Origin of the sequence: Streptosporangium lutulentum (assembly GCF_030811455.1) — a bacterium.
Classification (GTDB): Bacteria; Actinomycetota; Actinomycetes; order Streptosporangiales; family Streptosporangiaceae; genus Streptosporangium; species Streptosporangium lutulentum.
In genome coordinates, this window is sequence record NZ_JAUSQU010000001.1 from 8,734,991 (window position 1) to 8,758,287 (window position 23,297).

Genomic DNA, 23,297 nt, shown 5'->3' on the forward strand with positions numbered 1-23,297 from the left:
CTATGGTTTTGGGCATGGCCGACTTCGATGCTGTGACGAAAGCAGTTGTTCCCGCGGCGGGTTTGGGCACCCGCTTTCTTCCGGCGACCAAGGCGACCCCCAAGGAGATGTTGCCGATCGTCGACAAGCCCGCCATCCAGTATGTCGTCGAGGAGGCGGTCTCCGCCGGGCTGCTCGACGTCCTCATGGTCACAGGCAAGAACAAGCGTTCCATAGAAGACCACTTCGACCGCGCGGTCGAGCTTGAGGAGGCCCTGGAGGCCAAGGGGGACGGCGACGGCCTCTCCCAGGTGCGCGAGCCCGCCGACCTGGCGACCCTCCACTACGTACGGCAGGGCGCGCCGCGGGGCCTCGGTCACGCCGTGCTCTGCGCCAAACAGCACGTGGGCGACCACGCGTTCGCCTGCCTGCTCGGCGACGACCTGATCGACCACCGCGACGAGCTCCTCAAGCGCATGATCGAGGTGCGCGGCGCCTACGGCGGCAGCGTGATCGCTCTCATGGAGGTGCCGAGGGAACAGGTCTCCCTGTACGGCTGCGCCGCCATCGAGCCCACCGCCGAGGACGACGTGGTCCGGGTGACCGACCTGGTGGAGAAGCCCTCGCCGGAGGAGGCCCCGTCCAACTGGGCCGTCATCGGCCGCTATGTCATCGACCCGGCCGTGTTCGAGGTCCTGGAGAACACCCCGCCGGGCCGCGGCAACGAGATCCAGCTCACCGACGCGCTGCGCACCCTGGCCGGGCGCGGCACCGACCAGGGCGGTCCCGTCCACGGGGTGCTGTTCCGCGGACGCCGCTACGACACCGGCAACAAGCTCGACTACCTGCGCACGGTGGTCCAGTTCGCTTCGGAGCGCCCCGACCTGGCGCCCGAGTTCATGCCTTGGCTGAAGGAGTTCCTGGCTTCCCGATGAGCCCGACAAGCCGGACGAACCCATTGAGATCGGTCGACGAGCACCTCGCCGGCATCCTGAGCACCGTGCGGGTGCTCGCCCCGCTCGAACTCGAGCTTGAGCAGGCGCTGGGCACCACGCTGGCCGAGGAGGTCCTCTCTCCCATCCCGCTGCCGCCGTTCGACAACTCGGCCATGGACGGCTACGCCGTACGGGCCGAGGACGTGAAGCAGGCCCCGGTGACGCTGCCGGTGATAGACGACGTCGCCGCCGGAGACGGCCGGATGCTCGTCATCGGCCCCGGCATGGTCACGCGGATCATGACCGGTGCCCCGCTGCCGGTGGGCGCCGACGCCGTGGTCCCGGTCGAGTGGACCGACGGAGGCACGGCGCGGGTCACGATCACGCGTCCGGTCGAGGAGGGGAACGCGATCCGCAGGGCGGGGGAGGACGTCCACGCCGGTGACGTCGTGCTGCCCGCCGGGACCTCCATCGGTCCCGCGCAGCTGGGCGTCCTGGCCGGGGTCGGCCGCCGCCGGGTGCTGGTACGGCCCCGGCCCCGGGTCGTGGTGATATCCACGGGGGCCGAGCTCGTCGAGCCCGGCACGCCTCTGGGCACGGGCCAGATCTGGGAGTCCAACAGCTACGCCCTGATCGCCGCCGTCCGTGAGGCCGGGGGCCAGGGATACCGGGCGGGGATCGTGGCCGACGACGCCACCCGGTTCCTCGACCAGCTCGACGCGCAGCTCCTGAGGGCCGACGTCGTGATCACCAGCGGCGGGGTCTCGATGGGGGCCTACGAGCCGGTCAAGGAGGCGCTCGGACCCCTGGGCACGGTCCGTTTCGACCGCGTCGCCATGCAGCCGGGCATGCCCCAGGGCTTCGGGGTGGTGGGCGAGGACCGGATTCCGCTCTTCGCGCTGCCGGGCAACCCCGTGTCGTCCTTCGTGTCGTTCATGGTCTTCGTCCGGCCCGCGCTGCGGAAGATGCGCGGTCTGCCCGCGGAACCCACGCCGACCATACGGGCGGTGACCACGGCCGCGCTCCGCTCGCCCCAGGGCAAGCGGTCGCACCTGCGCGGAGTGCTGTCCGCCGACGGCACCGTCGCCCCGGTGCAGAGGCAGGGCTCCCACCAGTTCGCCGCTCTGGCCGCGGCCAACGCCCTGGTCGTGGTCCCCGAGGAGGTCACCGAACTGCCCGAGGGGACGACCGTGGAGGTCATCCCGCTGTGAGCGAGGGAGATGAGGAAGGAGCCCGCGTGAGCGGATTCACACACATCGACGAGACCGGCGCGGCGCGCATGGTGGACGTCTCGGCCAAGGACGTCTCGGTCCGTACGGCGCGCGCCACCGGCAGGGTGCTGCTGTCCGCCGAGGCCGTGGCCCTGCTGCGGTCGGGGGACATCCCCAAGGGGGACGCGATCGGGACCGCGCGGATCGCCGGCATCATGGGCGCCAAGCGGACCCCCGACCTGATCCCGCTCTGTCACCCCATCGCGCTGCACGGGGTGAAGGTCGAGCTGGTCGTGGTCGACGAAGGCGTGGAGATCGCCGCCCTGGTCAGGACGGCCGATCGGACCGGGGTCGAGATGGAGGCGCTGACCTCCGTCTCGGTCGCCGCGCTCGCGTTGATCGACATGGTCAAGGCGGTGGATCCGGCGGCTGTGATCACTGACGTCAGGGTCGAGGAGAAGACCGGCGGCAAGACGGGGGTCTGGACCCGCCCGTAACCGCCGCAATCAGAAGGATGTCCGTATGAGAGCTTTGGTGATCACCGCGTCCAACCGGGCCTCCGCCGGTGTATACGAAGACAAATCCGGGAAACTGCTGGCCGAACTTCTGGCGAGCGCCGGATGCGAGGTGGAGGGTCCGCGGGTGGTCCCCGACGGGGATCCGGTGGAGACGGCGCTGTGGGCCGGGGTGGCCGAGGGGTACGACGTGATCGTCACCACCGGCGGCACCGGGCTGAGCCCGACGGACCTCACCCCGGAGATGACCGCGCGGGTGATCGACAAGGAGATCCCCGGCATCGCCGAGGCCATTCGCCAGGCGAACCGCGACAAGGTGCCCACCTCGATCCTGTCCCGCGGGCTCGCAGGTCAGACGGGCAACACGCTGATCGTCAACCTGCCGGGTTCCTCGGGAGGGGTACGCGACGGGATGGCCGTGCTCTCGCCCGTCCTCCGGCACGCCGTGGACCAGATCCGCGGGGGAGACCATCCCCGCTGAGACGCCTCGCCGATCCCGTCCCCGGCGAGACGCTGTGCCGGACTCGTCCGGGGGCGAGGACCGCTCCCGCCGATTCCGCCCGGTGCGAGAGGGGTAACACTCGCCGATACGCCTCGCCGACTCCGTGGCACACCGAGGCGACTTGGGGGGATGATGGAGGATGTGGATCGACTTCGTGGCTGGCCGGTGACCCTGACGGAAGGCCCGGTGGGACTTCGGCCGCTGCGGCTGCGAGACGTGCGCGTCTGGCGGGACTCGCGGCTGCGCAACGCAAACTGGCTCCGACCCTGGGAGCCGAGCAACCCCGAGACCCCCCTGTTCAGGACCGGGCTCGGCCCCTACATCTCGATGGCCGGAACCCTTCGCAGGGAGGCCAGGCAGGGGCTCGCGCTGCCCTGGGTCGTCACCTACGAGGGCGCCTTCGCCGGACAGCTCACCGTGGGCGCCATCGTCTGGGGCTCGGCCAGGTCGGCCCAGATCGGTTACTGGGTGGACGGCGCCCTGGCGGGGAGGGGGATCACCCCCACCGCGGTGGCCATGGCGGTCGACCACTGCTTCTTCACCACCGGGCTGCACCGCGTCGAGGCCAACATCCGGCCGGAGAACCACGCGAGCCGCAGAGTCGTCGAGAAACTCGGCTTCCGGGAGGAAGGCATCAGACGCCGGCAGCTGCACATCGACGGCGCCTGGCGCGATCACATCTGCTACGCGCTCACGGTCGAGGACGCCCCACGAGGGCTGCTGGTGCAGTGGCGGAGAGCCCGCGAAGCGGCCTCCCACGGCGGGGCTCCCCACGAAGAGGTTTGAAGATCTGGCGACACACCGCATCGAATGCTCGTCAAATAGTGACACGCGGTCTTACGGTGCGTGACATGAGCACATTGAGGACGCCGGGAGACCATGGGCGTCTTCATGCTGCCCGGAGGTGGCCGTGAGCGGCAGTGTTTTCCTATATCTGGCCATTGTCGTCATGTGGCTGTGCGTGCTCGTGCCCATGTGGCTGCGCCGGGACAAGGCCGTCATGGCCGACGCGCACGAGAGCGCCGAGCCGTACGGGCCCGATGAGCAGGCGGTCGACGACGAGTCCGCCGACGCTATGGCCGACACCGTGTCCGTACCCATGCCCTCCTCTGAGACGGCCCAGGCCGAGTTCCGGTCTGAGTCCTGGTCCGAGCCGGAATCCCGCCCCGAAGCCGAAGGTGAAGCCGAGGCCGGGTCCGACACCCGGTCCGAGCCGCTGCCCGGACGATCCCCGGGCGGGCAGCCTACAGCCAGAAAGTCCGTTGAGCGTCGTCGCGCCATGAACCGCCGCCGGGCGCTGCAGGTGGCCAAGCGCCGGCGGCTGACGTTCTGGTGCACGCTGCTGCTTCTCGCCTCCGTGGTGACGGCCGCTGTCCAGGTGATCCCCTGGTGGGGTGTGGCGCCCTCTGTGGTCCTTCTGGGCGCCTATCTCGCGGTCTTGCGGGTGTCGGTCCAGATCGATGCCGAACGGCGGAGAGCCGCCGCTGAGGCCCGTGCGAAGCAGGCCAAGCGCGCCCGCAGGCGGGCCGTCGAACTGGCCGAGCTGGAGGCCCGTCACCCCGTGGCGGAGATCATCGATCTGGCCGCCCACCGCGACGAGCTGTTCGATCAGTACGCCGAGATGCCCCGCCGCGCGGTCGGGGACTGACGGCAGGTGCCGGATGGCGCGAGCGCCTCCGGAAGTTTGCTAATCTAGTCCTCGTCTTGGGGATGTAGCGCAGTCCGGTAGCGCACTTCGTTCGCATCGAAGGGGTCAGGGGTTCGAATCCCCTCATCTCCACCAGGGGCCGTCCTTGAGTTAGCTCAAGAACGGTTGACGAGATCCCGTCCGATCGCTTGATCGGGCGGGATTTCATCGTTTCCGAGGTCCTGTGGCCGCTGGGCGGGCTGATTTCGGCTCGTGCGGGGCTACGGCGGAGGGCGCTGGTGGTGGTGGACCGCTGTGAGCGCGTGTGGGACCGGCCGGCGGGCGTGCGAAACCCAACGGTCGTCGTGGTGGTGTGCGGTTGGTGGCGGGACGGATCACTCGCGAGGCGACGGTCTGCTGTCGGCCTCGGGCGGGGCAGGGTCGTGCCCGTCAGGCGTTGTCGTGTCCTGGGATGCGGGCTCCTCGGTGTGATCGTGGGCTTGCCGTCAGCTGAGCAGGATGTGCTGGTTGGCCAGACAGACCATGAGCGCGGTCAGCAGCGTTTGGGCCACGCGGCCGTGCGCGAGCCGGTTCATGGGGTCGCCGACATCGATGTGGTGGCCTTTGACCCTGCCGTTGACGCCTTCGGTGTTGGCACGGACGGGCTTGTAGGTTCCGATTCAGGTGGGGCTGAGGTAGGGCATTCGACCACGCGGCCGGTCATCTGGTGAATCTTGACCTTGTGGCGTAGTTCCAGGAACGCAAAGAACGTCTTCACCGCCTGAGCCCGCGCCAGCCGGGTACCCCTCGCGGTGGAGCACAGCACCTTGCCGGAGTACGCATCGGCGTCGGCGGGCTCCATCTCCCACAGCGGCCGGCCGAACCAGGCCCGCGCCTGCTCCAGGTGCAGCACGTCGGAGGAGATCGTCCCGTCCGACAGCCCTGCCGCCGCCCGGGCCGGCACGTCGATCTCCAGCGCCTCCAGGTCCTCAGTGGTGGCCGGGGCACGCGCCACCCGAAGATCCTTCACCACCGCCAGCGCCAACTCAGGCCACCTCGCCTTCACCATCACAGCAAGACGAACGCCCAGGGCGACAGACCTTCAGAATCCCCGAAGTCTCATCAACATCCGAAGAAGCCGGAGTATCAGCAGATAAGCCCCAGATCCTGCGGCTAAGGAGACCTGAGAAGCCAGGAGGAACTCAAGGGTTGTTAGTTACTCATGCCACAACTTCCGCAACGAAGCCAGAGCCATGCCCGGGTTCACGCCCCAGCCGCCTTGCACCGGATCCCCACATCAACGACGCGCCCGGCACATACCGGCGGGCGAGTCAGCCGATCACCACGTCGTCGCCGGTGCCCACGCCGATCCCGGCCAGTCCGTCGCGCATCCATCGCGGGGTGATGTCGTCCTCGAAGCGGTGCCGGTCGACGATGCGTCCCGTGCGGGCGTCGAGCTTGACGAGCGTCGTCGCGTCCTCGGCGACGTAGGCGTCCACGCCGTCCGTCAGCACGGTGTGGTCCCTGGTGCCGCCCAGGGCGCGGCGCCAGGCGACCTGGCCGTCGGCGATACGGTAGGCGGCCACCGCGGTCTTCGAACGTACGGTCACCAGCTCGTCCGACACCCCCATCGCTTCCCCGTAGGAGCTGTCTTTGAGCCCCGCCGACGAGGCGCGCCAGAGGACCTTCCCGTCGTGAACTCTGCGGACGACCAGAGCACCGTTGTTGTCCACCGACGCCAGGCGATCGGCACCGAGCGCACGCGCGTCCCATAGCTCTCCACCGTCGAACCCCCACAGCCGCCTGCCGTCCGCGGCGCTGAGCGCGACGTTCGGCTCCTCGCCCGCGCAGTGCCGGAAGGCGAGCACGGTCTCGCCCGCGCTGCGGACATCGAGGCCGGATTTTTCTGTAGGGCAGGAAGCGGACGAGTCAGGCGGGTTGGACCAGCGGATCGCCCCCGTGCGGCCGTCCAGCACGTCGAGCCGGCCGTCGTGCAGGACCACCACGAGGGGAACGGAGCCGTCCATGGACACGGAGATCTCCCAGGCCGCCGCCCATTCCTCGTCGTAGGCCCGGTTGGCCTCGTGGGCCGGGCCTGGCGGCAGGTCGGCCTGCCAGACGATGCGGCCGTCCGGTACGTCGATGAGGCTGACCCGGCCATCGCGCCAGATGGCCGCGATCCGGCGATCGTCCACCCGGACGGGCTCCAACGAGTCGTCGGCCCAGCCGTTCTCGTACAGCCAGGCCGTGGATCCGTCCGTGATCCGCTCTGCGACCAGTCTCTCGGTACGCAGGCCCCGCCGCCGGTCCACCGCCACGTCACCGTAGACCTCGGCCGCGAAGGGAGCCCTACCGAGGACGTCGATCCCTGGCGTCCCCCACCCCGCCGGACGCCAGGGATAGGAGGAGTTCCCCATTCGCGTCATGGTCTCGCCGGGCCAGCCGACGAGGCCGAGCAGCAGCAGGATGCCGATGACGGCGCATGACATGATCTGGATCAACCGCATAAGGCCTAGCATGGCCCTTCAATGCGATGAATGCGGCAAAAGCGAAGTCCGTTCGAAAACCTGCTGACTTGCGGGAACCTCATTTACACCAAATTCCGTTCCGCATCCCTCTGCCCCCGGAGTCCCTGCTGTGGACCCGCGCCCCCACGGCCATCGGCGTCCTCGTCGGCCGCGGAACCGACGATCGAGCCTGCTGCGTCGAGACGAGCCCCCCATCCAACCTGGGCAACGATCATGTCGGTCTCGGGAAGCGATCTTCAGGCCCCTACTGCATCCCAGGTCACACCCACTCGTGAACATCACCACCAGGGGCCGTTCTTGAAACGGCCGGACTGAGGTTGACGGGATCCCGTCTGATCATCGTGATCGGGCGGGATCTTGTCGTTTCAGGGGTTTCCGAATCGGGTTCGTCCTGGTTTGGGGGCCGCGGAGCAGGTGTCCGGGAAGGCCCGGGTGATGTCAGGCGGGTCTGTCCAGTAAACGGCTCTGTCGCAGATTCGGTGGTGACGGAACGTCTCATTGCGCCACGCTGAGTCATGCATAGTGTCGAGGAACTCGTGAATGTGATGTTTTCGGGGTTATCGCCGCTGATCGTGGAGGACGTGGCGGATAAGGGCGAGCAGCTCCAGGTGCGGGCACGTACCCCGGAGGGACCGGTCTCCTGCTCGAAGTGCGGCGCCGAGACAGCACGGGCGCACGGCTATCACGACAGGACCGTTGCCGATGCCCCGGTCGACGCCCGCCACGTGCTCGTGGTGGTGCGAATTCGCCGCCTGGTCCGCCCGACACGCGGCTGCCGCCAGACCTTCCGCGAACAGCTGCCCGGCGTGCTGGAACGCTACCAACGCCGCACACCCCGCCTGGTCTGCCAGATCGGCGCTGTGGTCCGCGAACTGGCCGGACGTGCCGGCGAGCGGGTCTTATCCGCGCTGGCCGTTCGCCTGTCGCGGCATACCGCCCTGTGCCTCCTGCTGCGCCTGTCCCTGCCACCGCCACGCGTACCTCGGGTGTTGGGGGTGGATGACTTCGCCCTGCGCCGACGCCACCGCTAAGCCACCGTGCTGATCGACGCCGAGACCCGCCGGCGCATCGACGTCCTGCCCGACCGCACCGCCGACACGCTGGAAGCCTGGCTGCGCGCCCATCCCGGAGTGAAGATCGTGTGCCGAGACGGCTCGGGCGCCTACGCCGAAGCCATCCGCCGCGCGCTGCCACACGCCATCCAGGTTGGTGACCGCTGGCACCTATGGCACAACCTCGGCCAGGCCGTCGCCAAGGCGGTCGCCGCGCACAGTGCCTGCTGGGCCAAGGCCGGACCGCTGCTGCAGGACGGCCAGCGCGCGCAGACCATCCGCGAGCGCTGGCACCAGGTCCACGACCTGCTCGGCAAGAACGTCGGCCTGCTGGAATGCGCACGCCGGCGCTGCTCGTCCAGGTGATCGACCCGGCGGGCAAGCCGCTGCGGGCCGAGGCCGAGATCGAGCACGACCCGGCCGCGACCGGGCAGGGCAGTGGCCAGATCTGGGTCGGTGGCGCCGACAACGTCCCGGCCGGCACCCAGGCGAGCATCGCCGTCGCGGCGGACACGCTGACCGACGGCTGGAAGGTGCGCTGGCGGGCCCGCGCGGTCTCGGCCACCGCCGCCTCGGCCTGGTCGGACTGGCAGCAGGTCACCGTGGACGTCACCCAGCCGGGCGAGGAACCCCTGGCCCAAACCACCGGGCCGGTGATCCGCACCGACCAGAGCTTCACCGCCGCCGCCTGGCTGCGCTGGAGCGACAAGGATGGCGACTACACCGTCGTCGAGCAGAAGGGCACCCACCAGGCGCCCTTCCGCCTCGGCAACGAACCTCTGCACGGGTTGGTCTTCACCTTCACCGGCGCCGATGCCGCCGATGCTACGGTCGAGGGAGTGCTCTCCGACGTCGAACCGCCGGTCGGCGAGTGGTTCCACCTGGCCGGCGTTTACGACGCGGCGGCCAAGACCGCCTCGCTGTACCTGAATGGCAACCTGGTCAAGACCTCGCCGGTGAGCTTCGCGACGTGGCACGCGGACGGCGCGATGACGCTGGGCAGCAGGATGCGGGGCGACCTCGATGAGGTGAACCTGTTCCAGCAGCCGCTCGGCGCCGATGAGGTCGCCGCTCTCCTGACGAGCCCAGCGGCCGCGGCGAGCCGGCCGGCGGCGCCCTCCGCGGCGCCCTCGGCCGCGCTTGCCGACGGCGACTTCGATTATGAGCACCCGTCGTTGGAGGAATGCCACGCCACCCAGAGGGCGCCCAGATTCACCGATTCCTACTCGCGCATGCAGGAACGCCCCTACAACGCATGCTGGACCGCGTGGATCGGATACACGGGATGGGAAGAGGAGGATGACGGCGGCATCAAGAAGCGCAAGCCGGCCGCCTGGACCATGCTGTTCCCGCCGCAGCTCCGCATCCCGGCCATGCTGGTGAATCAGTTGCACCCCGGCGACGTGTTCTCCTTCCGTGCGACCTGGGTGGCGCACAGCTATCTGGGCAGCGCCAACGGAAGAGAGGTCTACGAAGGGGGTGACAGCACCAACGGTCTGCGCCCGCAGAACATGAAGTTCTGGCTCAAGTTCTCCGATTTCGGGATCTACAACACCGGCATACGTCGCTCCGCACTGGATGACGAACTGGAGGACATGCAGCTCCAGTTCGGTCTCAAGACGTCGCCATCCTGCAAGATCACACAGGGCACCGCGACTCAGAACAAGACGATCAAGGCCTGGCGCGGAACGTACCTCGAATACCTGATCGAGGCGTCCAAGCCGGAGACCGGCAAGAAGGACAACGTCGTCTGCTCCGTCATGCCGGCGATCACCGCGTACGAGGGCAAGAAAGGCAACCTGCCTCTGTGGGACCAGGAGCTCCTCAGCTCGAAGGGTAAACGGCTGAGCGTGGTTCGATGGGGGCACGGAGTCCCCGCGAACGACCTATACGCGCCCAGCTTCCGCTGCGACTGGCGCCAGCTCATCGGCCACAACTTCGGCGGCTGCATCTACATCAGAGCAGACCGGGTCTTCACGATGTCCAAGACCAAGAATCACAATTTCCGGGACGTCATCGCTCACATCGAGAAGGCTCTGGACCAAGACAGGAACGCGGACACCAATCCGCCGTACCGCCTGGGAGACACGACCGCCGACCGGGACGACGAATATCCGCCGGCGCGGGAGAAGACGGGCACTGAACGGTTCAAGTCCATTCCAGGGAATTACGCGGCGGCGCCGGGAACCACTGCGGGCCTTCCTCTATGGAGAGGGGCCGACGGGAACGAAGACGCCAACCGGAGAGTGTTCTCCGGGCACCGGTTCTGGGTGCACAAGGGCACGGATCGCGAGTTCTACATGGGCAACTCGTGGGGGTCCAACTACTGCAAGTATTACAACGAGGACATGTACGAGGAGCACGGGATCGGAGCGATGCGGTGTGACGAATACCCGTTCGCGTCCACGCAGGAAGGTGCGGCCAAGGACCGGTTGAATTATTCCGTGCAGGCGGTCTGGACCAGCCACAACAGTAGGCACGGAGAGGCGCTCCAAGACTTCTACAGCCAGTATCGTCTGCTCACCTACAACCCGGACCACAGCGTGTCCAGCGAAAGTCCGTTCTGGGTCAAGATCGTGGACTAAGAGTCAGACGGCCTAGATAGAGTTGGCTCAGGCGGGGTTGCCGAGGCGAAGGCCCGACAACCCCGCGCTGCGTCTGGAGGTAGGAGAGATGGCGGACCTGGCTCAGGAGTACCCGCTTGAGGATCAGTGGGGCCTGCTGGTCGAACACCGGATTGAGTATCTCTTTCACGGGCTCTGGGTGGAGAGCGGAAACGTGGACGAGGTAAGCGCGCTTCTTCGGGTTGACCCTGACTCGCGGCAGGAGTGCAGCCTCGAGACGGCGACGGAGGCGTTCCAGACCTCATCCGGGGAAATGGTCTGGATGGGCGCGCACTCGGCCGGATGGACGCACATTCTCGCCCGCGGGCTCTACCCGTACCACCCCGCCATACGGAACCTGGGAAAGCGACGCGTCCTTGAGATCCGCTACAACGACCATCTCAAGGAACTCGAACCGGTGAACCTCTACTACGACGGGGAACAGGTCGGGGACGTCACTCCGCCGTACGAGGAAGGCGGAGACATGGATCTTCCCGACTATCGGCCGTACGCGAGCGGGATCGCGCTCGGCGATTCGCTCGACCTCAGCCGGTGTGTGCACCTCATGTTGTGCATGGTCGGCCGGATCACCGGGCGCTTCCTCGACCGGGAGTGGGTCACTTCCATCAAGGCACTGTACCGAATCCCCGAAGGGACCTGGCAGGAGTCGTGGTGACGGCTCGGGGGCCGAGGACGGGAGTCGCGAAGGCTGGAATGTCGCGGCCCGGCCGGCGATCTCCTGCGTAGGCAAGGTCTCCGGCGACCCGCAGCATGTGCGGAGTCGCCCGGTCGCGCCATCCGCACCGGCAGATCAACGCCGAGGAACAGCTGGTCGTGACCGGGGGGCTCCGTGTCGAGTAGGTCGATCAGCACGTCGGCCGTCTCACCTCGGTCAACACTTGCGGCGGCACTTCTTGAAGATGCTCCGCAGGGTCAGCAGCAGTACGATCGCGACAATCTGGCCGCCGAGAGCCATCCGGTTGTAGTCGAGGGCGGGCCGCCACTGCGCGTCGCCGTCCTTCGGCACGAACACGCCGGCGGGCGTCGCGCCGAAACCGAAGCCGCCGCCGCTGCCTCCTCCCTCTTCGCCCTTGTCGCCCTTGCCCTGGCCTCCGCCACCGCCACCGCCCTGGGGGACTCTGGCCAACCCAGACACCGGCGGAGAGTGCGGCGTGCGGCTCATTGCATGGTGAAGCGCAGCGGATGATCGAACGCGTCCAGACAGGCGAACACATAAAGCGCGTAGCCGCGACTGATGACGATCTTCGTGGGCATGTTCGGTTTGGCCAGGGACTCGAACTCGCCGGTGGGGTGGTCGGGCTCCTCGACGGGACGCCAGCTCCCGCCGTACGGGCTCTCCCATTCGCCGCTGTCGATCGTGAGCAGCGGCTTCATGTCCCGGCCACACTCGCAGACCATCGGTTGCGGGCCGGAGAGGCTCCAGGAGGCGAAACCGCCGACCTTCCACCCGTCAGTGAGCGACAGTTCGCTCTGGTAGTCATGCCCGGTGGCCTGCTCCCAGTCCTCGATCCGCTTTCGCAGATCCTGGGGGAGCAGTTCAACATCTTGATATTCGGTGACCACTTCGGGATGGAGCAGGCACGGCTCCGGCACGTAATCGTCGTACTCCACGGCCGCCGGCTCTGGCTGGTCGGCCAGGACGTCGGTCACGTCGGACGCGCGACGCCAGCGCAGGTGCACGGCGGGCAGGTACAGATCGTGCTCGTCGTGATCGTGAGGACACCACAGGACCTGCAACAGGTCCATCCGCTCCGGACAGCTCAGCCCCGGGACATCGCGAGCGTAAAGCTGTGCCAGCGCCATCAACGGCATCGGATTGGCCTTCGCGTCATCCTCGCCCGTCGGCGTGGCGTCGGCGCGTTTCAGATCGGCTTGTTCCTGCTCGGTGAGCACCAGCTCCTCACCCCGTCTGGTACGGCCCCAAGCCTGCGCGAGGATGCGGCGCCTCAGCCGGACACCTTCGGTCGTCACCTCCCCTTTGTGAAGCGTCTCGCAGGTCGGCCAGGGCTCGTCCGCCGGCCACAGCAGAGGCCCGCCCACCGAACTGTCCCCAGGCTCCGGGTCTCCTGGCCGTGGATGCAGGCGCGTCGCCGTACGACGGTAGGCGGACAGTTCTGGGAACACCGCGGCGATGTCGACGTACCGAGGTGGTGTGGTCCGGGATGGTGTCATCCAGACAACGTACTGATGGCAAGTGACACAGCTCTGCACCGCCTGGGCGCCCGGACTGGGCCTACCCGCCCCGACACGTTCGGGAAACGATCACTTGCCATACGGGAAGCGATCTTCCAGGTCCCTGGTTCGCCCAGGTCACGCACACTCGTGAACACCCCACCAGGAGCCGTTCTTGAGTCAGCTCGAGAACGGCTGACGAGATCCCGTCCGATCGCTTGACCGGGCGGGATTTCATCGTTTCCGAGGCCCTGTGGCCGCCGGGCGGGCGATTTCGGCTCGTGTCCCGCCGATCTTCGCCTCCTGGCGGACGGTGCTCACCGTCAGGTGGGCTGTGTTGGCCGAGATGGCGTATCGGTCAGAAGGAACAGCTCTTCGCGGACGGTCGCGCGAATGTCCTGCGCCGTGAATCTGTGGGGATAGGTCGCCGTCTGCAACGTCAAACCGTCCATGAACACGTGGAGCCGCATGGCCTGCCGTTCCAGGTTGGCGTCCGTGAACTCCTGACCCACGTGTTCCGGAAGCGGTATGTCGTGGCAGGAGGCGACCGCGAGGCGGCAGATGTGACGTTCGCCCGTCCAGCCCGTGTTGCGCAGCTCCGCCAGCGACTCGTCGACATGCGAGCGCACCAGGCACGCCAGCCATACGTCCACCTCAACGCGGCGGTTCTCGTCAAGCGGGAGGAACTCTTCGAGCATGAGCTGGGCGCGCTGCGGGCCCGGCAGGTCGGCGTGCAGGTGACCGGCGATGCGCCTGGCGACGCTTCTCCCGATCGCCTGCGCCGCGAAGTCGAGCAGGCCACGCTGGTTGTCGAAGTAGTGACGCAGTCCGCCGACCGAGACGCCTGCCGCGTCGGCGACCTTGCGGACCGTGGCGCCTTCGATTCCTTCCCGGCTGATGACCGCCCACACGACGCGGACGAGCTCTTCTCGTCGCTGCTCATGGTCGACGATTTTCGGCATACCTCTATTACAGCACGCTTGTACGGTTTCCTATAAAGTACAAGTGTGCGAAATAAGACATTGCAGAGATCGTCGCGTCACCGGGCGCCGGCGCTGGGCGTGCTGGTCGCCGGGTTGGCCGTGATCGCTGGATCGGCGGTGTGGCTGGTGCTGAATGGCGGCATAGACGTCCGGTATTCAGCTGACCACGCCGGCACCGTGCCCATGTGGCACCGCTGGATCCCCGCCCTCGCCGGGCTGGTGCTCCTGCGGCTGGTGCCGCCGAGGGCTGCTCCCGTGGACGACGCGCCGACAGGACGAGGGGTCCACGTCCAAGCAGTCGTCCTCCTGGTGTCGGCCGTGCTCTTCGCTGTGACGCTACGGCTGGCAGGCGGTGGCGAACCTGCGCACACGCTGCTGAAACTCATCCTGCTGCTGGCCGTACCGGCACTGCTGTTCTGGCTGTCGCGCCGCAGCGCCACAGACCGCGAACCGGTACGCGAGCGGCATGCGGCTTGGCATCGCTATGGGCCGGTGGTGCCGGTGGCGGCCTGGCTCGCTCTCACCTACACGGGTCCGCTGGCCGTACCGCCCAGCGACTACGCGGCCGGCGTCGGCCTCGTCACGCTGCTGGTCACCGTCGGCGTGGTGTTCGTCGTCAACAGCCTGCTCGAAGAGGTCTTCTATCGGCGCTGGCTCCAGAGCCGATGGGAGGAAATCCTTGGTCTCTGGCCCGCCATCGTGCTGGCCTCCCTGCTCTGGGCGGCCTGGCATGTCGGCATCCAGGGCACGGGCCACCTCTCTGCGGATCTTTCCTCGGCCTTCGTCAACCAGGGGGTGCAGGGGTTGTTCCTCGGTTATCTGTGGAGCCGGTACCGGCTGATGTGGCCCATCCTCGTTGTCCACGGCGCGATGAACGCCGCCCCCATCCTGCTGGGCATGCTGTAACGCCTGGTGCTGAGGCGCGCCGGCGATTCGCCGTCTTGCCGACCCCGGGAAACGATCTTTCCCACTCCTGCTTCGCCCCGGGGCAGTCCTGTTCGTGAACGCCCCACCAGGAACCGTTCTTGAAACGGCTGGACCGAAGTTGACGGGATCCCGTCCGATCATCGCGATCGGGCGGGATCTTGTCGTTTCAGGGGCGCCTGGGCCAGGTTCCGCTGTGCGGGCTCTCGCCCGCTCGGCCATCGCAACGGGCTGGAACCATGGTCTGGGGAACGATCACGCGTAACCGGGGAAGCGGTCCTGACGTGGTCCCGCACATGCCTGACCGGGCCTACTGGTGAACACCCCTGTCTCGGCCTCGTGGTCAGGCCCGTGACGTGGCCGGCGTACCGTTCGGGTCAGCCTCTGACTGGAGCGGCTGTCCGTCTGACCGATCCTGCCCGCGGTTGTCCCGTCGAGGGCCTTCCGGCGTTCAATCGACATGTCGCGGATGTCGCGGCTGATGGAGCGTCAGGAAGGTACGGCAGATGACCGAGTTCGTGACTCTCGACGGCGGGCGGATCGCCTGCGATGTGATCGGTGATGGCCCATTGGTGGTGCTCTCGCATGGCATGGGTACCGGGCGGCACGACTATCGCCATCTCGTACCGTTGCTGGCCGACGCGGGCTACCGCGTGGTGAACGTGGACATGCGCGGGCACGGAGAGTCCAGCCTCGGCTGGCCGTCGGTGACCGGGAAGGCCGCCATCAGCCGCACCGATGTCGCCGGTGACCTGCTCGGGGTCATCCGGCACCTCGGCGGGCCCGCGGTGATCGTCGGGCACTCGCTGTCCGGCGGCGCCGCCACCGTCGCCGCGGCTCAGGCGCCGGAACTCGTCACCGCGATCGTGGAGATCAACCCGTTCACCAGGGCCCAGCGACTGGACGTCGGCGCGCTGTTCACCGTCCGGCGGTACCGCCGCGGTCTGGCGCGGCTGATGGGGACGACGCTGCTGAAGTCCCCGAGGGTGTGGCGCAGTTACCTCGATATCGCCTATCCCGGCAAGCCGGACGACTACCGCCGGCACGTGGACGGCATCATGGCGACGCTCCGGCAGCCCGGCCGATGGGAGGAGTTCATGAAGACCGGCAAGACCACTCCGGCCGACGCCGAGGCGCATCTGTCCGGGGTACGGTGTCCCGCGCTAGTGATCATGGGCTCCGAGGACCCGGACTTCTCTCTCCCGGTGGCCGAAGGCGAGACGATCGTCGCAGCCATGCCTCCCGGCATCGGCCGGGTCGCCGTCGTCGACGGCGGGCACTACCCGCACTCGCAGTCCGGCGATCAAGTCGCCGAACTGATCATTCCCTTCCTGCGGAATCATGCCGGCAAGCCGGTGCGGCAGGTCGGGTGATCGGCCCGGCCGACCGGTCTGGTGATTCACCGGGAGAGCTGTTCCGCCGCGATCACACGCGTGCGACCGTCATGCCGAATTACGGCAATGCCCTTGATAGCTGCCAAAATAGGGACATGCCGGCGCTTCGCACCGTTGTCCTCGTGGTCTACGACGGCATTCAGCTGATCGAGCTGGCTGGTCCGATGGACATCTTCGGTGCGGCGAACACGGCGACCGGAACCACGCTCTACCGTCTGGTGACGGCGTCGCCGCGTGCCGGCGTCATCACCGTCGACAACGGCCTGACGGTGCAGGTCGAGCACTCGCTGCGGGAGATGGCGTCCGGCGACGACGAGATCGACACGATGATCGTGATCGGCGGCAACGGGGTCTTCGACCCGACGGTGTCCGCCGAGGTGGTCCGGGAGCTTCCGGCACTCGCCCGGCGGTCGCGCCGCGTGGCCTCGGTATGCGCAGGCTCGCTGCTCCTGGCCGCGGCGGGGCTGCTCGACGGCTACCGTGCGACGACACATTGGTGGTCGACCCGGCTGCTCGCCGAGCGTTTCCCGCGCGTGCTCGTCGAACCGGACCGGATCTATGTGCGCGACCGGAACCGGTGGACCTCGGCCGGGGTGACCGCCGGCATCGATCTCGCCCTGGCCCTGGTCGAGGACGACCACGGCACCGAGGTGGCGCAGTTGATCGCCCGCTGGTTCGTCGTCTTCACCCGAAGGCCCGGGGGCCAGGCACAGTTCAGTACCCAACTGCGTGCGCAGCCCGCACGGACCCCGGCGATCCGGGCTGTACAGCAATGGCTGCCCGACCACCTGGGAGAAGATCTGAGCGTGGCCGTGCTGGCACGGCGGGCGGGGATGAGCGAGCGGAGCTTCGCCCGTGCCTTCCGCGCCGAAACCGGCAGCACCCCGGGCGCCTTCGTGGAAAGCCTGCGTGTCGAGGCGGCCCGCCGCCTGCTGGAGACGACGGGCCTGACCGTCGGCGCCATCGCCAGGACGGTCGGCTACAAACACGGCGAGACACTGCACCGGGTCTTCTCCCGGCACCTGACCACGACCCCGGAGCGATACCGGCAACACTTCTCGACCAGCGCCTCAACCTGAACCGCGCCGGGATCGCTGGAGGCTTTGGTGCATCCCGACGCGCCCGGCGCAGCCGTAACGCCTCCGCGGGGCGTTATGGCAAGGCGACTGTTCGCCGCCCGCTCGATTTTCTCAGGGGCCGTATCGAGCATGATCTAGGTCTTCGTCGCGATCTGGGCTGTATGGGGGGTGGACGATGGGGTGCGAGCCGGAGGTCGATCAGGTGTCGTTGACCGGTGCCGTACTGCGCATGCAAGAGCCGGTCGATCTGTTCGGGCAGCACACGGACGCGTTGCTGAAGTCGAAGGACGGTTCATCAAAGGAGCACGTCCCTACGACGCCGCGACGGAGAAATTCGGGGACTGTATGGACAACCCCCACTACCGTCCTTGACTTCTATCATCGGTGCATTGCGAACAGGGAAGCGATCTCCCCGGTGGCTCTTCCATCACAGGCCGGGCCCACTCGTGAACACCTCACCAGGAGCCGTTCCTGAGGTGGCTCAAGAACGGCTGAGGAGATCCCGTCCGATCGAGCGATCGGACGGGACATGGGCGCACCGCGCCGTCGGCGCTCACAGCCAGTCATGCTCACGCGCGTACCGCGCCGCTTCGTGCCGGGTCCGGGTCTGGGTCTTCTGCATCGCGTTCGAGAGATAGTTGCGCACCGTGCCTTCCGCCAGGTGGAGCCGGGTGGCGATGTCGGCGACCGAGTACCCTTCGCGGGTCGCTCGCAGCACGTCGATCTCGCGGTCGGTGAGCGGGCAGTCGTCGACGACGGCGAGGGCGGAGACATCGGGATCGATCCATCGCTTGCCCTCGTGCAGGGTCGCGATGACCGAGACGATGTGCGCCGGTTCCGCGGACTTGCTGACGAAACCCTGGACTCCGAGTTTCAGTGCCTTGCGCAGCACTCCGGGCCTGGCATGGCGGGTCAGCATGAGGATCACCTGCTCCGGCCGCGCACGGCGGATCTCCGCGACGGCATCGAGCCCGTCCATCCCGGGCATCTCCAGGTCGATGACGAGCACGTCGGGCTGGTGCCGCAGCGTGGCCTGGACGGCCGCCGCACCCTCTTGCGCCTCGGCGAGGACGGTGATCTCGCCTTCGAGGGGGAGCAGCGCCGCCAATGCTTTGCGCAGGAGCGCCTCGTCGTCGGCGAGTACCACGGTGGTCATCGGTTGTCCTTCCCGCTTTGGAGGGCGGTGTCCGAGCGGCCGTGCGGGAATGCCGCGGCCGTCAGGAAACGCCCGTCTTTCTGCTCCACCGTCAGTTCGCCTCCGTTGCCCGCGACTCGTTCCCTGAGTGTGGCGAGCCCCCGTAGTTCGGGCGGCGGAGCGTCCTGCGCGCCGTCGTTGACGATGGCGATGCCCGACTCCGACAGGGTGATGCGCACTTGCTCGGCTTGCGCGTGCCGCAGGATGTTGGTCGTCGTCTCCCGCAGGACCTGGCCGAGCAGTTCGCCCGCGTGCGCGTCGACCTCGGCCTCACGCTCGACGAGCACGCGGATGCCCGCGGCCTCGAAGAGGTTCTTCGCGTTCTCCAGCTCCGCGGACAGGTTGAGCCGCCGTTGGGCGTAGGCGAGCTCTTTGGTCTGGGTGATGGTGTCGCTGACCAGGGCATGCACCTCGCGCAGTTCCTGCTCCGCTCGTTCGGCGTCGCTGTGGATCAGCTTCTGGGCCAGCGCGATCTTCAGTTTCACCACGTGCAGCGTGTGGCCCTGGATGTCGTGCAGATCGCTGGCGAAACGCATGCGCTCTCGCATGACGGCCAGCTCGGCTTCGCGCTCTCGTGTCTCCTCCAGTTCCTCCACGAGGCCGTAGAACCTCTGGTTGGGGAACATGAGGCCGGTCAGCACCGCGGTGACACCCACGGGGACGATGACGTATGAGATCAGGGCGCCGGACAGGGGTGCCTGTGTCACCAGCAGCCTCGTCGCGCCTACCGCGGCGATGTAGGCGATCACCCCCAGGGCCACCCGGCCTCGGTGGCGCGGTAGCTGGGAGACGGCCAGGGAGCACACGATCGAGATGCCGTAGAACGCCGTTTCACGGCCCATCACCAGCGCTCCGAGGGCCCATACGGCCGCGGCGACGATCAGGCAGGGGAGGGCGACGCGGGAGATGTCGCGTGCCGCCCATTTCACGAAGGCCACCAGGGCCGCGACCACGCCCAGCCCCAGGACAACGGCCTGCCACCAGGTCTCGGCGTCCGTCGCCACCAGCAGCGCCCCTACGGCGGCGAGCAGCGGGAGGAACATGATGATATTGAGCCTGCTCAGCCGTCCCCGCGTCGTCCTGGCGTACTTGGGCATCAGGTGTGACTCGACCCAGGTCGATCTCACCGGTCCCCGCTCGGCCGCGGAGCCGTCGGGCTGAGCGGCGGGATCGCCGAAGCGCTCGCCACGCCGAGGGTCGCGGTCGTCCACGTCGGTCACCGGTCGTTCTCCGGCCGCGACGTCACACGGTCAGGCGAAAGGCCGACACCGAGGTGGCGGAGGAAGAACGCCGCGCAGGCCACGAGGAAGACGATCATGTTGATCGTCGGCGGAACGCGCGAGGCTTTGGAGTCCATGGGTGGCTCGCCGGGGTTGAATGGCACAGTACGTTCATCATTCTCCTGGCTTCATGGTGACACCAGTGACGCTGCGTCATACATTCGCCCGGGAAATGTCATGGCGAGGTCATGACGTGGTCGCACTGCCCGGCGAGTGCGGCGGCTGCTGAGATCGATGACATGTCCTCGACACCGGTCATCGACGTTGAACGTCTGAACCTCACCTACGGCGACTTCCATGCCGTGAAAGACCTGTCCTTCCAGGTGGAGCGCGGGGAACTCTACGCGCTGCTCGGCACGAACGGGGCGGGCAAGACCTCGACCCTGGAGATCATCGAAGGCCACCGCGCCGCCACCTCGGGCGCCGTGCGGGTCTTCGGGAAGAGCCCGCGCGACCGGCGCGCCGTGCGGCCCAGGATGGGCATCATGCTGCAGGAGAGCGGATTCTCGCCGGACCTGACGGTGAAGGAGTCGGTCCGGCTGATCGGACGACTCACCCGGCGCACGGACACGGTCGAACGCGTGCTCGGCGTTGTGGATCTCACTCGTAAGGCCGGCACCAAGGTGGCCCAGCTCTCCGGTGGCGAGAAACGGCGCCTGGACTTCGCCACCGCCGTGTACGGAACGCCTGAGCTGATCGTCCTGGACGAGCCCACCACCGGTTTGGACATCCAGTCCCGAGACGACCTGTGGGACGTCGTGGACAAGCTGCGCGAGGACGGCTCCACCGTCGTGCTCACCACGCACTACCTGGAAGAGGCGCAGCAGCGCGCCGACCGCATCGGCCTCATGCACAAGGGCGCCTTCTACCGGGAGGGGACCGTCTCCGAGCTGACGCGGACGCTGCCGGCCTCCATCCGCTTCTCCCTCGCGGCGTCCGTACCCGAGCTGCCGCTGCAGGCCACGCGCGAGAGCGACGGGAAGTTCGTCATCGAGACCTTCGGCCTGCAGAAGGACCTGCACACCTTGCTCCGCTGGGCGCAGGACCACGCGGTGGAACTGCGGGAACTCCAGGCCGGACCGACCCGGCTCGACGACGTCTTCCGAGCCCTCGGCAGCGACTAGACCCACTCCCGGAACACCTTCCAAGAAAAAGGCCTTCGCCATGCTCTCAATCGCTCTCAGCGAGCTGGTCCAGCTCTTCCGGAACCGGCTGGTCCTGGTCACCAGTCTCATCATGCCCGTGGCGGTCAGCGCGGTCTTCATCTACCAGCACGAAGGCTTCGCGGCCCTGGGCAGCCTCGGATACATCGCGGCGGTGGTCATGTTCACCGTCGGGGCGTTCGGGCTCTACACCACCGCGGTCACCACCCTGGCCTCACGCCGGCAGAACCTCTTCCTCAAGCGGCTGCGCTCCACCGCGGCGGGCGACAGCGCCATCCTCTGCGGGCTGCTCCTCCCGATCACCGTCATCTCGCTGGTCCAGGTGGCCGTGATCATGACCGTGCTGGCGGTGGTCACCGGCGAGCCGGACAACGTCTTTCTCCTGGCGGCGGCCGTCCTCTCAATGGTGACCATGATGCTCGGCCTGGGACTGGCCACCGCGGGAGTGACGGACTCCCCCGAACACGCCCAGGTGACCACGCTGCCCATCAGCCTCGGTACCATCGCCGTGGTCAGCTGGGTGGGGATCTCCGGCACTGAGGAGCTCACCCTGCTCAAACGGCTGCTTCCGGGCGGCTCGGCCACCGAACTGGTCCTCAACGCCTGGAACGGCGGCGCCTCTCTCGCGGACTCCCTGATTCTCCTGGCGCCCACCCTGAGCTGGGTCGTTGTCGCCGTCGCGCTGGCTTCCCGGATCTTTCGCTGGGAGCCGCGCCGATGACGGCTCCCGGTGCGCGTCATCCGCGGGCGCGAATGACGCGACCAAACGGGTGAGTGTTGTGGATCATGTGCCCCTCGATTCCGGTGTGCCGCGGCGGGGGCCAGCGCCCAGGCGTTGCCGAGTTCGAGCAGGATGACGATGGACAGCGGTACGTCGCGTAGCCGCTGCCGGCGCCCACCAGCGCCGATCCGCCGTGGTTGCCGGTGCCGGCCGAACTCGTCCGACTGCGCACGCCGGTCACCGCAGGTCGCGGAAGAACGTCCGTACGTCGTCGGCGAAGAGTCCGGGCACCTCCATCGCGGCGAAGTGGCCGCCGCGCTCGAACTCCGACCAGTGCCTGATGTCGTACAGCCGCTCGGCCAGCGGTCGCACCGACTGCGTGATGTCGTGCGCGAACACCGCCACCCCGAGCGGCACCCGGCACGGCTGCCGGCTCCCCCGCGGGGTGTCGTGGTGGAACCGGCCCGAGGAGGCCGCAGTCGCGGTCAGCCAGTACAGCGAGATGTCGGTGAGCATCCGATCGTCGCTGACCGGCGTGGCGGGGTCGGTCCACTGTGCGAATCGCTCGGCGATCCAGACCAGCTGGCCGACCGGCGAGTCGGTCAGCGCGTAGCCGATGGTCTGCGGGGTGAGCGCCTGCAGTGCCTGGTACGGCGGCCGGTTCGCCATCAGCTGCCTGATCTTGTCCAGTCGGGCCTCGTCCGCTTCGGACACCTCGACGTCGGGGTCCGGCCGGGTCGGCAGGTAGTTGACGTGCACTCCGACGACGTGCTCGGGCGCGACCGCGCCGAGCCCGATGGAGATGCCCGCGCCGAAGTCGCCACCCTGCGCGCCGTAGCGCTCGTACCCCAGGCGGCGCATCAGCTCGGCCCAGGCCCGGGCGACCCGGACGGTGTCCCAGCCGCGCTCGTGGGTCGGCCCGGAGAACCCGAAGCCGGGGATGGACGGAATCACCAGGTGGAAGTCGCGCGACAGCGGCTCGATCACGTCGAGGAACTCCAGGAACGAGCCGGGCCAGCCGTGGGTGAGGATCAGCGCGAGCGCGTCCGGTTTCGCGGACCGGACGTGGACGAAGTGGATGTTCTGGCCTTCGATCTCGGTGGTGAAGTGCGGAAGCTCGTTGAGCTTGGCCTCGTGCTCGCGCCAGTCGTACTTGGTCCGCCAGTGTTCGGCGAGCTCCTTGAGCCGTGCCAGCGGGAAGCCGTAATCCCACCCGGCGTCGGCGACCTCGTTGGGCCAGCGGGTGCGGGAGAGCCGGTCGGTCAGGTCGTCGAGGTCGGCCTGGGGGATGTCGATCCGGAAGGGCTTAATCATGATCATCTCTTTCGCTCTGAGGGCACCGACGGTAATACGCACCTTCTCAACCGTCAACTATCCAACTATCAGAGAGTTGCTATATCAACTTCCTGACCA

22 protein-coding genes, 1 tRNA gene and 1 pseudogene are annotated in these 23,297 nt (G+C 67.8%); 15 read left to right on the plus strand and 9 right to left on the minus strand.

What is annotated here, in order from left to right; genetic code table 11:
- Window positions 1-14 precede the first annotated feature (14 nt).
- The 7 genes from galU (at window position 15) to J2853_RS39485 (ending at window position 4,925) form a co-directional block, all read left to right on the plus strand.
- Window positions 15-914: a UTP--glucose-1-phosphate uridylyltransferase GalU gene (galU, locus tag J2853_RS39455; RefSeq protein ID WP_307566336.1), complete on the plus strand. Its 900-nt coding sequence runs from the start codon at window positions 15-17 to the stop codon at window positions 912-914.
- Between the two features lie 23 nt (window positions 915-937).
- A complete protein-coding gene (gene glp, locus J2853_RS39460; RefSeq protein ID WP_307568967.1) occupies window positions 938-2,125 on the plus strand; it encodes a molybdotransferase-like divisome protein Glp in 1,188 nt (395 codons plus the stop codon).
- A gap of 26 nt (window positions 2,126-2,151) precedes the next feature.
- Window positions 2,152-2,622: a cyclic pyranopterin monophosphate synthase MoaC gene (moaC, locus tag J2853_RS39465; RefSeq protein ID WP_307566338.1), complete on the plus strand. Its 471-nt coding sequence runs from the start codon at window positions 2,152-2,154 to the stop codon at window positions 2,620-2,622.
- 25 nt (window positions 2,623-2,647) lie between these two features.
- A complete protein-coding gene (locus J2853_RS39470) occupies window positions 2,648-3,121 on the plus strand; it encodes a MogA/MoaB family molybdenum cofactor biosynthesis protein (protein ID WP_307566340.1) in 474 nt (157 codons plus the stop codon).
- 153 nt (window positions 3,122-3,274) lie between these two features.
- Complete coding sequence (locus J2853_RS39475; RefSeq protein WP_307568968.1) at window positions 3,275-3,928, plus strand: GNAT family N-acetyltransferase; 654 nt, start codon at window positions 3,275-3,277, stop codon at window positions 3,926-3,928.
- Between the two features lie 124 nt (window positions 3,929-4,052).
- A complete protein-coding gene (sepX, locus tag J2853_RS39480) occupies window positions 4,053-4,790 on the plus strand; it encodes a divisome protein SepX/GlpR (protein ID WP_307566342.1) in 738 nt (245 codons plus the stop codon).
- Window positions 4,791-4,848: 58 nt separating this feature from the next.
- Window positions 4,849-4,925, plus strand: a tRNA-Ala gene (locus tag J2853_RS39485).
- Window positions 4,926-5,361: 436 nt separating this feature from the next.
- Here J2853_RS39485 and J2853_RS39490 read toward each other — a convergent pair.
- Window positions 5,362-5,814, minus strand: coding sequence for a hypothetical protein (locus J2853_RS39490; protein ID WP_307566344.1), 453 nt, complete (start codon window positions 5,812-5,814; stop codon window positions 5,362-5,364).
- Window positions 5,815-6,100: 286 nt separating this feature from the next.
- Window positions 6,101-7,276, minus strand: a complete 1,176-nt coding sequence (locus J2853_RS39495; RefSeq protein ID WP_307566345.1) for a PQQ-binding-like beta-propeller repeat protein — start codon at window positions 7,274-7,276, stop codon at window positions 6,101-6,103.
- 536 nt (window positions 7,277-7,812) lie between these two features.
- Here J2853_RS39495 and J2853_RS39500 point away from each other — a divergent pair.
- From J2853_RS39500 to J2853_RS39510, 3 genes and pseudogenes are all read left to right on the plus strand, one after another.
- Window positions 7,813-8,697 (plus strand): annotated as a pseudogene (locus tag J2853_RS39500) (ISL3 family transposase); the annotation flags it as partial.
- The gene (locus J2853_RS39505; protein ID WP_307566347.1) at window positions 8,685-10,934 is read left to right on the plus strand and encodes a LamG-like jellyroll fold domain-containing protein; all 2,250 of its coding nucleotides are present in this window, start codon (window positions 8,685-8,687) and stop codon (window positions 10,932-10,934) included. The pseudogene J2853_RS39500 and the gene J2853_RS39505, both read left to right, overlap by 13 nt.
- 88 nt (window positions 10,935-11,022) lie before the next feature.
- Window positions 11,023-11,628, plus strand: a complete 606-nt coding sequence (locus J2853_RS39510) for a hypothetical protein (protein ID WP_307566349.1) — start codon at window positions 11,023-11,025, stop codon at window positions 11,626-11,628.
- Between the two features lie 216 nt (window positions 11,629-11,844).
- On the opposite strand, the gene J2853_RS39515 is transcribed toward J2853_RS39510, so the two are convergent.
- The 3 genes from J2853_RS39515 to J2853_RS39525 form a co-directional block, all read right to left on the minus strand.
- On the minus strand, window positions 11,845-12,108 hold the full coding sequence (locus tag J2853_RS39515; protein WP_307566351.1) for a hypothetical protein: 264 nt from the start codon (window positions 12,106-12,108) through the stop codon (window positions 11,845-11,847).
- Between the two features lie 23 nt (window positions 12,109-12,131).
- Window positions 12,132-12,866, minus strand: coding sequence for a hypothetical protein (locus J2853_RS39520; protein WP_307566353.1), 735 nt, complete (start codon window positions 12,864-12,866; stop codon window positions 12,132-12,134).
- 602 nt (window positions 12,867-13,468) lie between these two features.
- Entirely contained in the window at window positions 13,469-14,107 is a 639-nt protein-coding gene (locus J2853_RS39525; protein ID WP_307566354.1) for a TetR/AcrR family transcriptional regulator, read from the minus strand.
- Between the two features lie 45 nt (window positions 14,108-14,152).
- Here J2853_RS39525 and J2853_RS39530 point away from each other — a divergent pair, with 45 nt between their 5' ends.
- The 3 genes from J2853_RS39530 to J2853_RS39540 all read left to right on the plus strand — a co-directional run bounded on the left by J2853_RS39530 (window position 14,153) and on the right by J2853_RS39540 (window position 17,525).
- Window positions 14,153-15,034, plus strand: coding sequence for a CPBP family intramembrane glutamic endopeptidase (locus J2853_RS39530; RefSeq protein ID WP_307566356.1), 882 nt, complete (start codon window positions 14,153-14,155; stop codon window positions 15,032-15,034).
- 524 nt (window positions 15,035-15,558) lie between these two features.
- Window positions 15,559-16,425 (plus strand): alpha/beta fold hydrolase, encoded by an 867-nt coding sequence (locus J2853_RS39535; protein ID WP_307566358.1) that lies wholly within the window; start codon window positions 15,559-15,561, stop codon window positions 16,423-16,425.
- 116 nt (window positions 16,426-16,541) lie between these two features.
- Window positions 16,542-17,525, plus strand: coding sequence for a GlxA family transcriptional regulator (locus J2853_RS39540; RefSeq protein WP_307566360.1), 984 nt, complete (start codon window positions 16,542-16,544; stop codon window positions 17,523-17,525).
- A 553-nt stretch (window positions 17,526-18,078) separates the two neighbouring features.
- On the opposite strand, the gene J2853_RS39545 is transcribed toward J2853_RS39540, so the two are convergent.
- The 3 genes from J2853_RS39545 to J2853_RS39555 all read right to left on the minus strand — a co-directional run bounded on the left by J2853_RS39545 (window position 18,079) and on the right by J2853_RS39555 (window position 20,104).
- The gene (locus J2853_RS39545; RefSeq protein WP_307566362.1) at window positions 18,079-18,681 is read right to left on the minus strand and encodes a response regulator transcription factor; all 603 of its coding nucleotides are present in this window, start codon (window positions 18,679-18,681) and stop codon (window positions 18,079-18,081) included.
- Window positions 18,678-19,817 carry a sensor histidine kinase gene (locus J2853_RS39550; RefSeq protein WP_370879556.1) on the minus strand — a complete coding sequence of 380 codons (1,140 nt, stop codon included), beginning with the start codon at window positions 19,815-19,817 and terminating at the stop codon, window positions 18,678-18,680. Before J2853_RS39550 ends, J2853_RS39545 begins: the two co-directional genes overlap by 4 nt.
- A 119-nt stretch (window positions 19,818-19,936) precedes the next feature.
- Entirely contained in the window at window positions 19,937-20,104 is a 168-nt protein-coding gene (locus J2853_RS39555) for a hypothetical protein (protein ID WP_307566364.1), read from the minus strand.
- 135 nt (window positions 20,105-20,239) lie between these two features.
- Between J2853_RS39555 and J2853_RS39560 the strand changes: the two genes are divergently transcribed.
- The gene (locus J2853_RS39560; RefSeq protein ID WP_307566366.1) at window positions 20,240-21,124 is read left to right on the plus strand and encodes an ABC transporter ATP-binding protein; all 885 of its coding nucleotides are present in this window, start codon (window positions 20,240-20,242) and stop codon (window positions 21,122-21,124) included.
- A gap of 40 nt (window positions 21,125-21,164) precedes the next feature.
- Window positions 21,165-21,884: an ABC transporter permease gene (locus J2853_RS39565; protein ID WP_307566368.1), complete on the plus strand. Its 720-nt coding sequence runs from the start codon at window positions 21,165-21,167 to the stop codon at window positions 21,882-21,884.
- Window positions 21,885-22,121: 237 nt separating this feature from the next.
- Here the strand turns inward: J2853_RS39565 and J2853_RS39570 are convergent, their stop codons facing one another.
- Window positions 22,122-23,198 carry an epoxide hydrolase family protein gene (locus J2853_RS39570; RefSeq protein WP_307566370.1) on the minus strand — a complete coding sequence of 359 codons (1,077 nt, stop codon included), beginning with the start codon at window positions 23,196-23,198 and terminating at the stop codon, window positions 22,122-22,124.
- Window positions 23,199-23,297: the final 99 nt, after the last annotated feature.

Excerpts from the sequence above, each read along its gene's own strand:
- J2853_RS39525 (WP_307566354.1), bottom strand. The coding sequence starts at position 14,107 with ATGCCGAAAATCGTCGACCATGAGCAGCGACGAGAAGAGCTCGTCCGC.
- galU (WP_307566336.1), top strand. The coding sequence starts at position 15 with ATGGCCGACTTCGATGCTGTGACGAAAGCAGTTGTTCCCGCGGCGGGT.
- J2853_RS39560 (WP_307566366.1), top strand. The coding sequence starts at position 20,240 with ATGTCCTCGACACCGGTCATCGACGTTGAACGTCTGAACCTCACCTAC.
- J2853_RS39565 (WP_307566368.1), top strand. The coding sequence starts at position 21,165 with ATGCTCTCAATCGCTCTCAGCGAGCTGGTCCAGCTCTTCCGGAACCGG.
- J2853_RS39540 (WP_307566360.1), top strand. The coding sequence starts at position 16,542 with ATGCCGGCGCTTCGCACCGTTGTCCTCGTGGTCTACGACGGCATTCAG.
- J2853_RS39475 (WP_307568968.1), top strand. The coding sequence starts at position 3,275 with ATGGAGGATGTGGATCGACTTCGTGGCTGGCCGGTGACCCTGACGGAA.
- J2853_RS39495 (WP_307566345.1), bottom strand. The coding sequence starts at position 7,276 with ATGCGGTTGATCCAGATCATGTCATGCGCCGTCATCGGCATCCTGCTG.
- J2853_RS39535 (WP_307566358.1), top strand. The coding sequence starts at position 15,559 with ATGACCGAGTTCGTGACTCTCGACGGCGGGCGGATCGCCTGCGATGTG.
- J2853_RS39505 (WP_307566347.1), top strand. The coding sequence starts at position 8,685 with ATGCGCACGCCGGCGCTGCTCGTCCAGGTGATCGACCCGGCGGGCAAG.
- J2853_RS39570 (WP_307566370.1), bottom strand. The coding sequence starts at position 23,198 with ATGATTAAGCCCTTCCGGATCGACATCCCCCAGGCCGACCTCGACGAC.
- J2853_RS39550 (WP_370879556.1), bottom strand. The coding sequence starts at position 19,817 with ATGCCCAAGTACGCCAGGACGACGCGGGGACGGCTGAGCAGGCTCAAT.
- J2853_RS39545 (WP_307566362.1), bottom strand. The coding sequence starts at position 18,681 with ATGACCACCGTGGTACTCGCCGACGACGAGGCGCTCCTGCGCAAAGCA.
- J2853_RS39510 (WP_307566349.1), top strand. The coding sequence starts at position 11,023 with ATGGCGGACCTGGCTCAGGAGTACCCGCTTGAGGATCAGTGGGGCCTG.
- J2853_RS39470 (WP_307566340.1), top strand. The coding sequence starts at position 2,648 with ATGAGAGCTTTGGTGATCACCGCGTCCAACCGGGCCTCCGCCGGTGTA.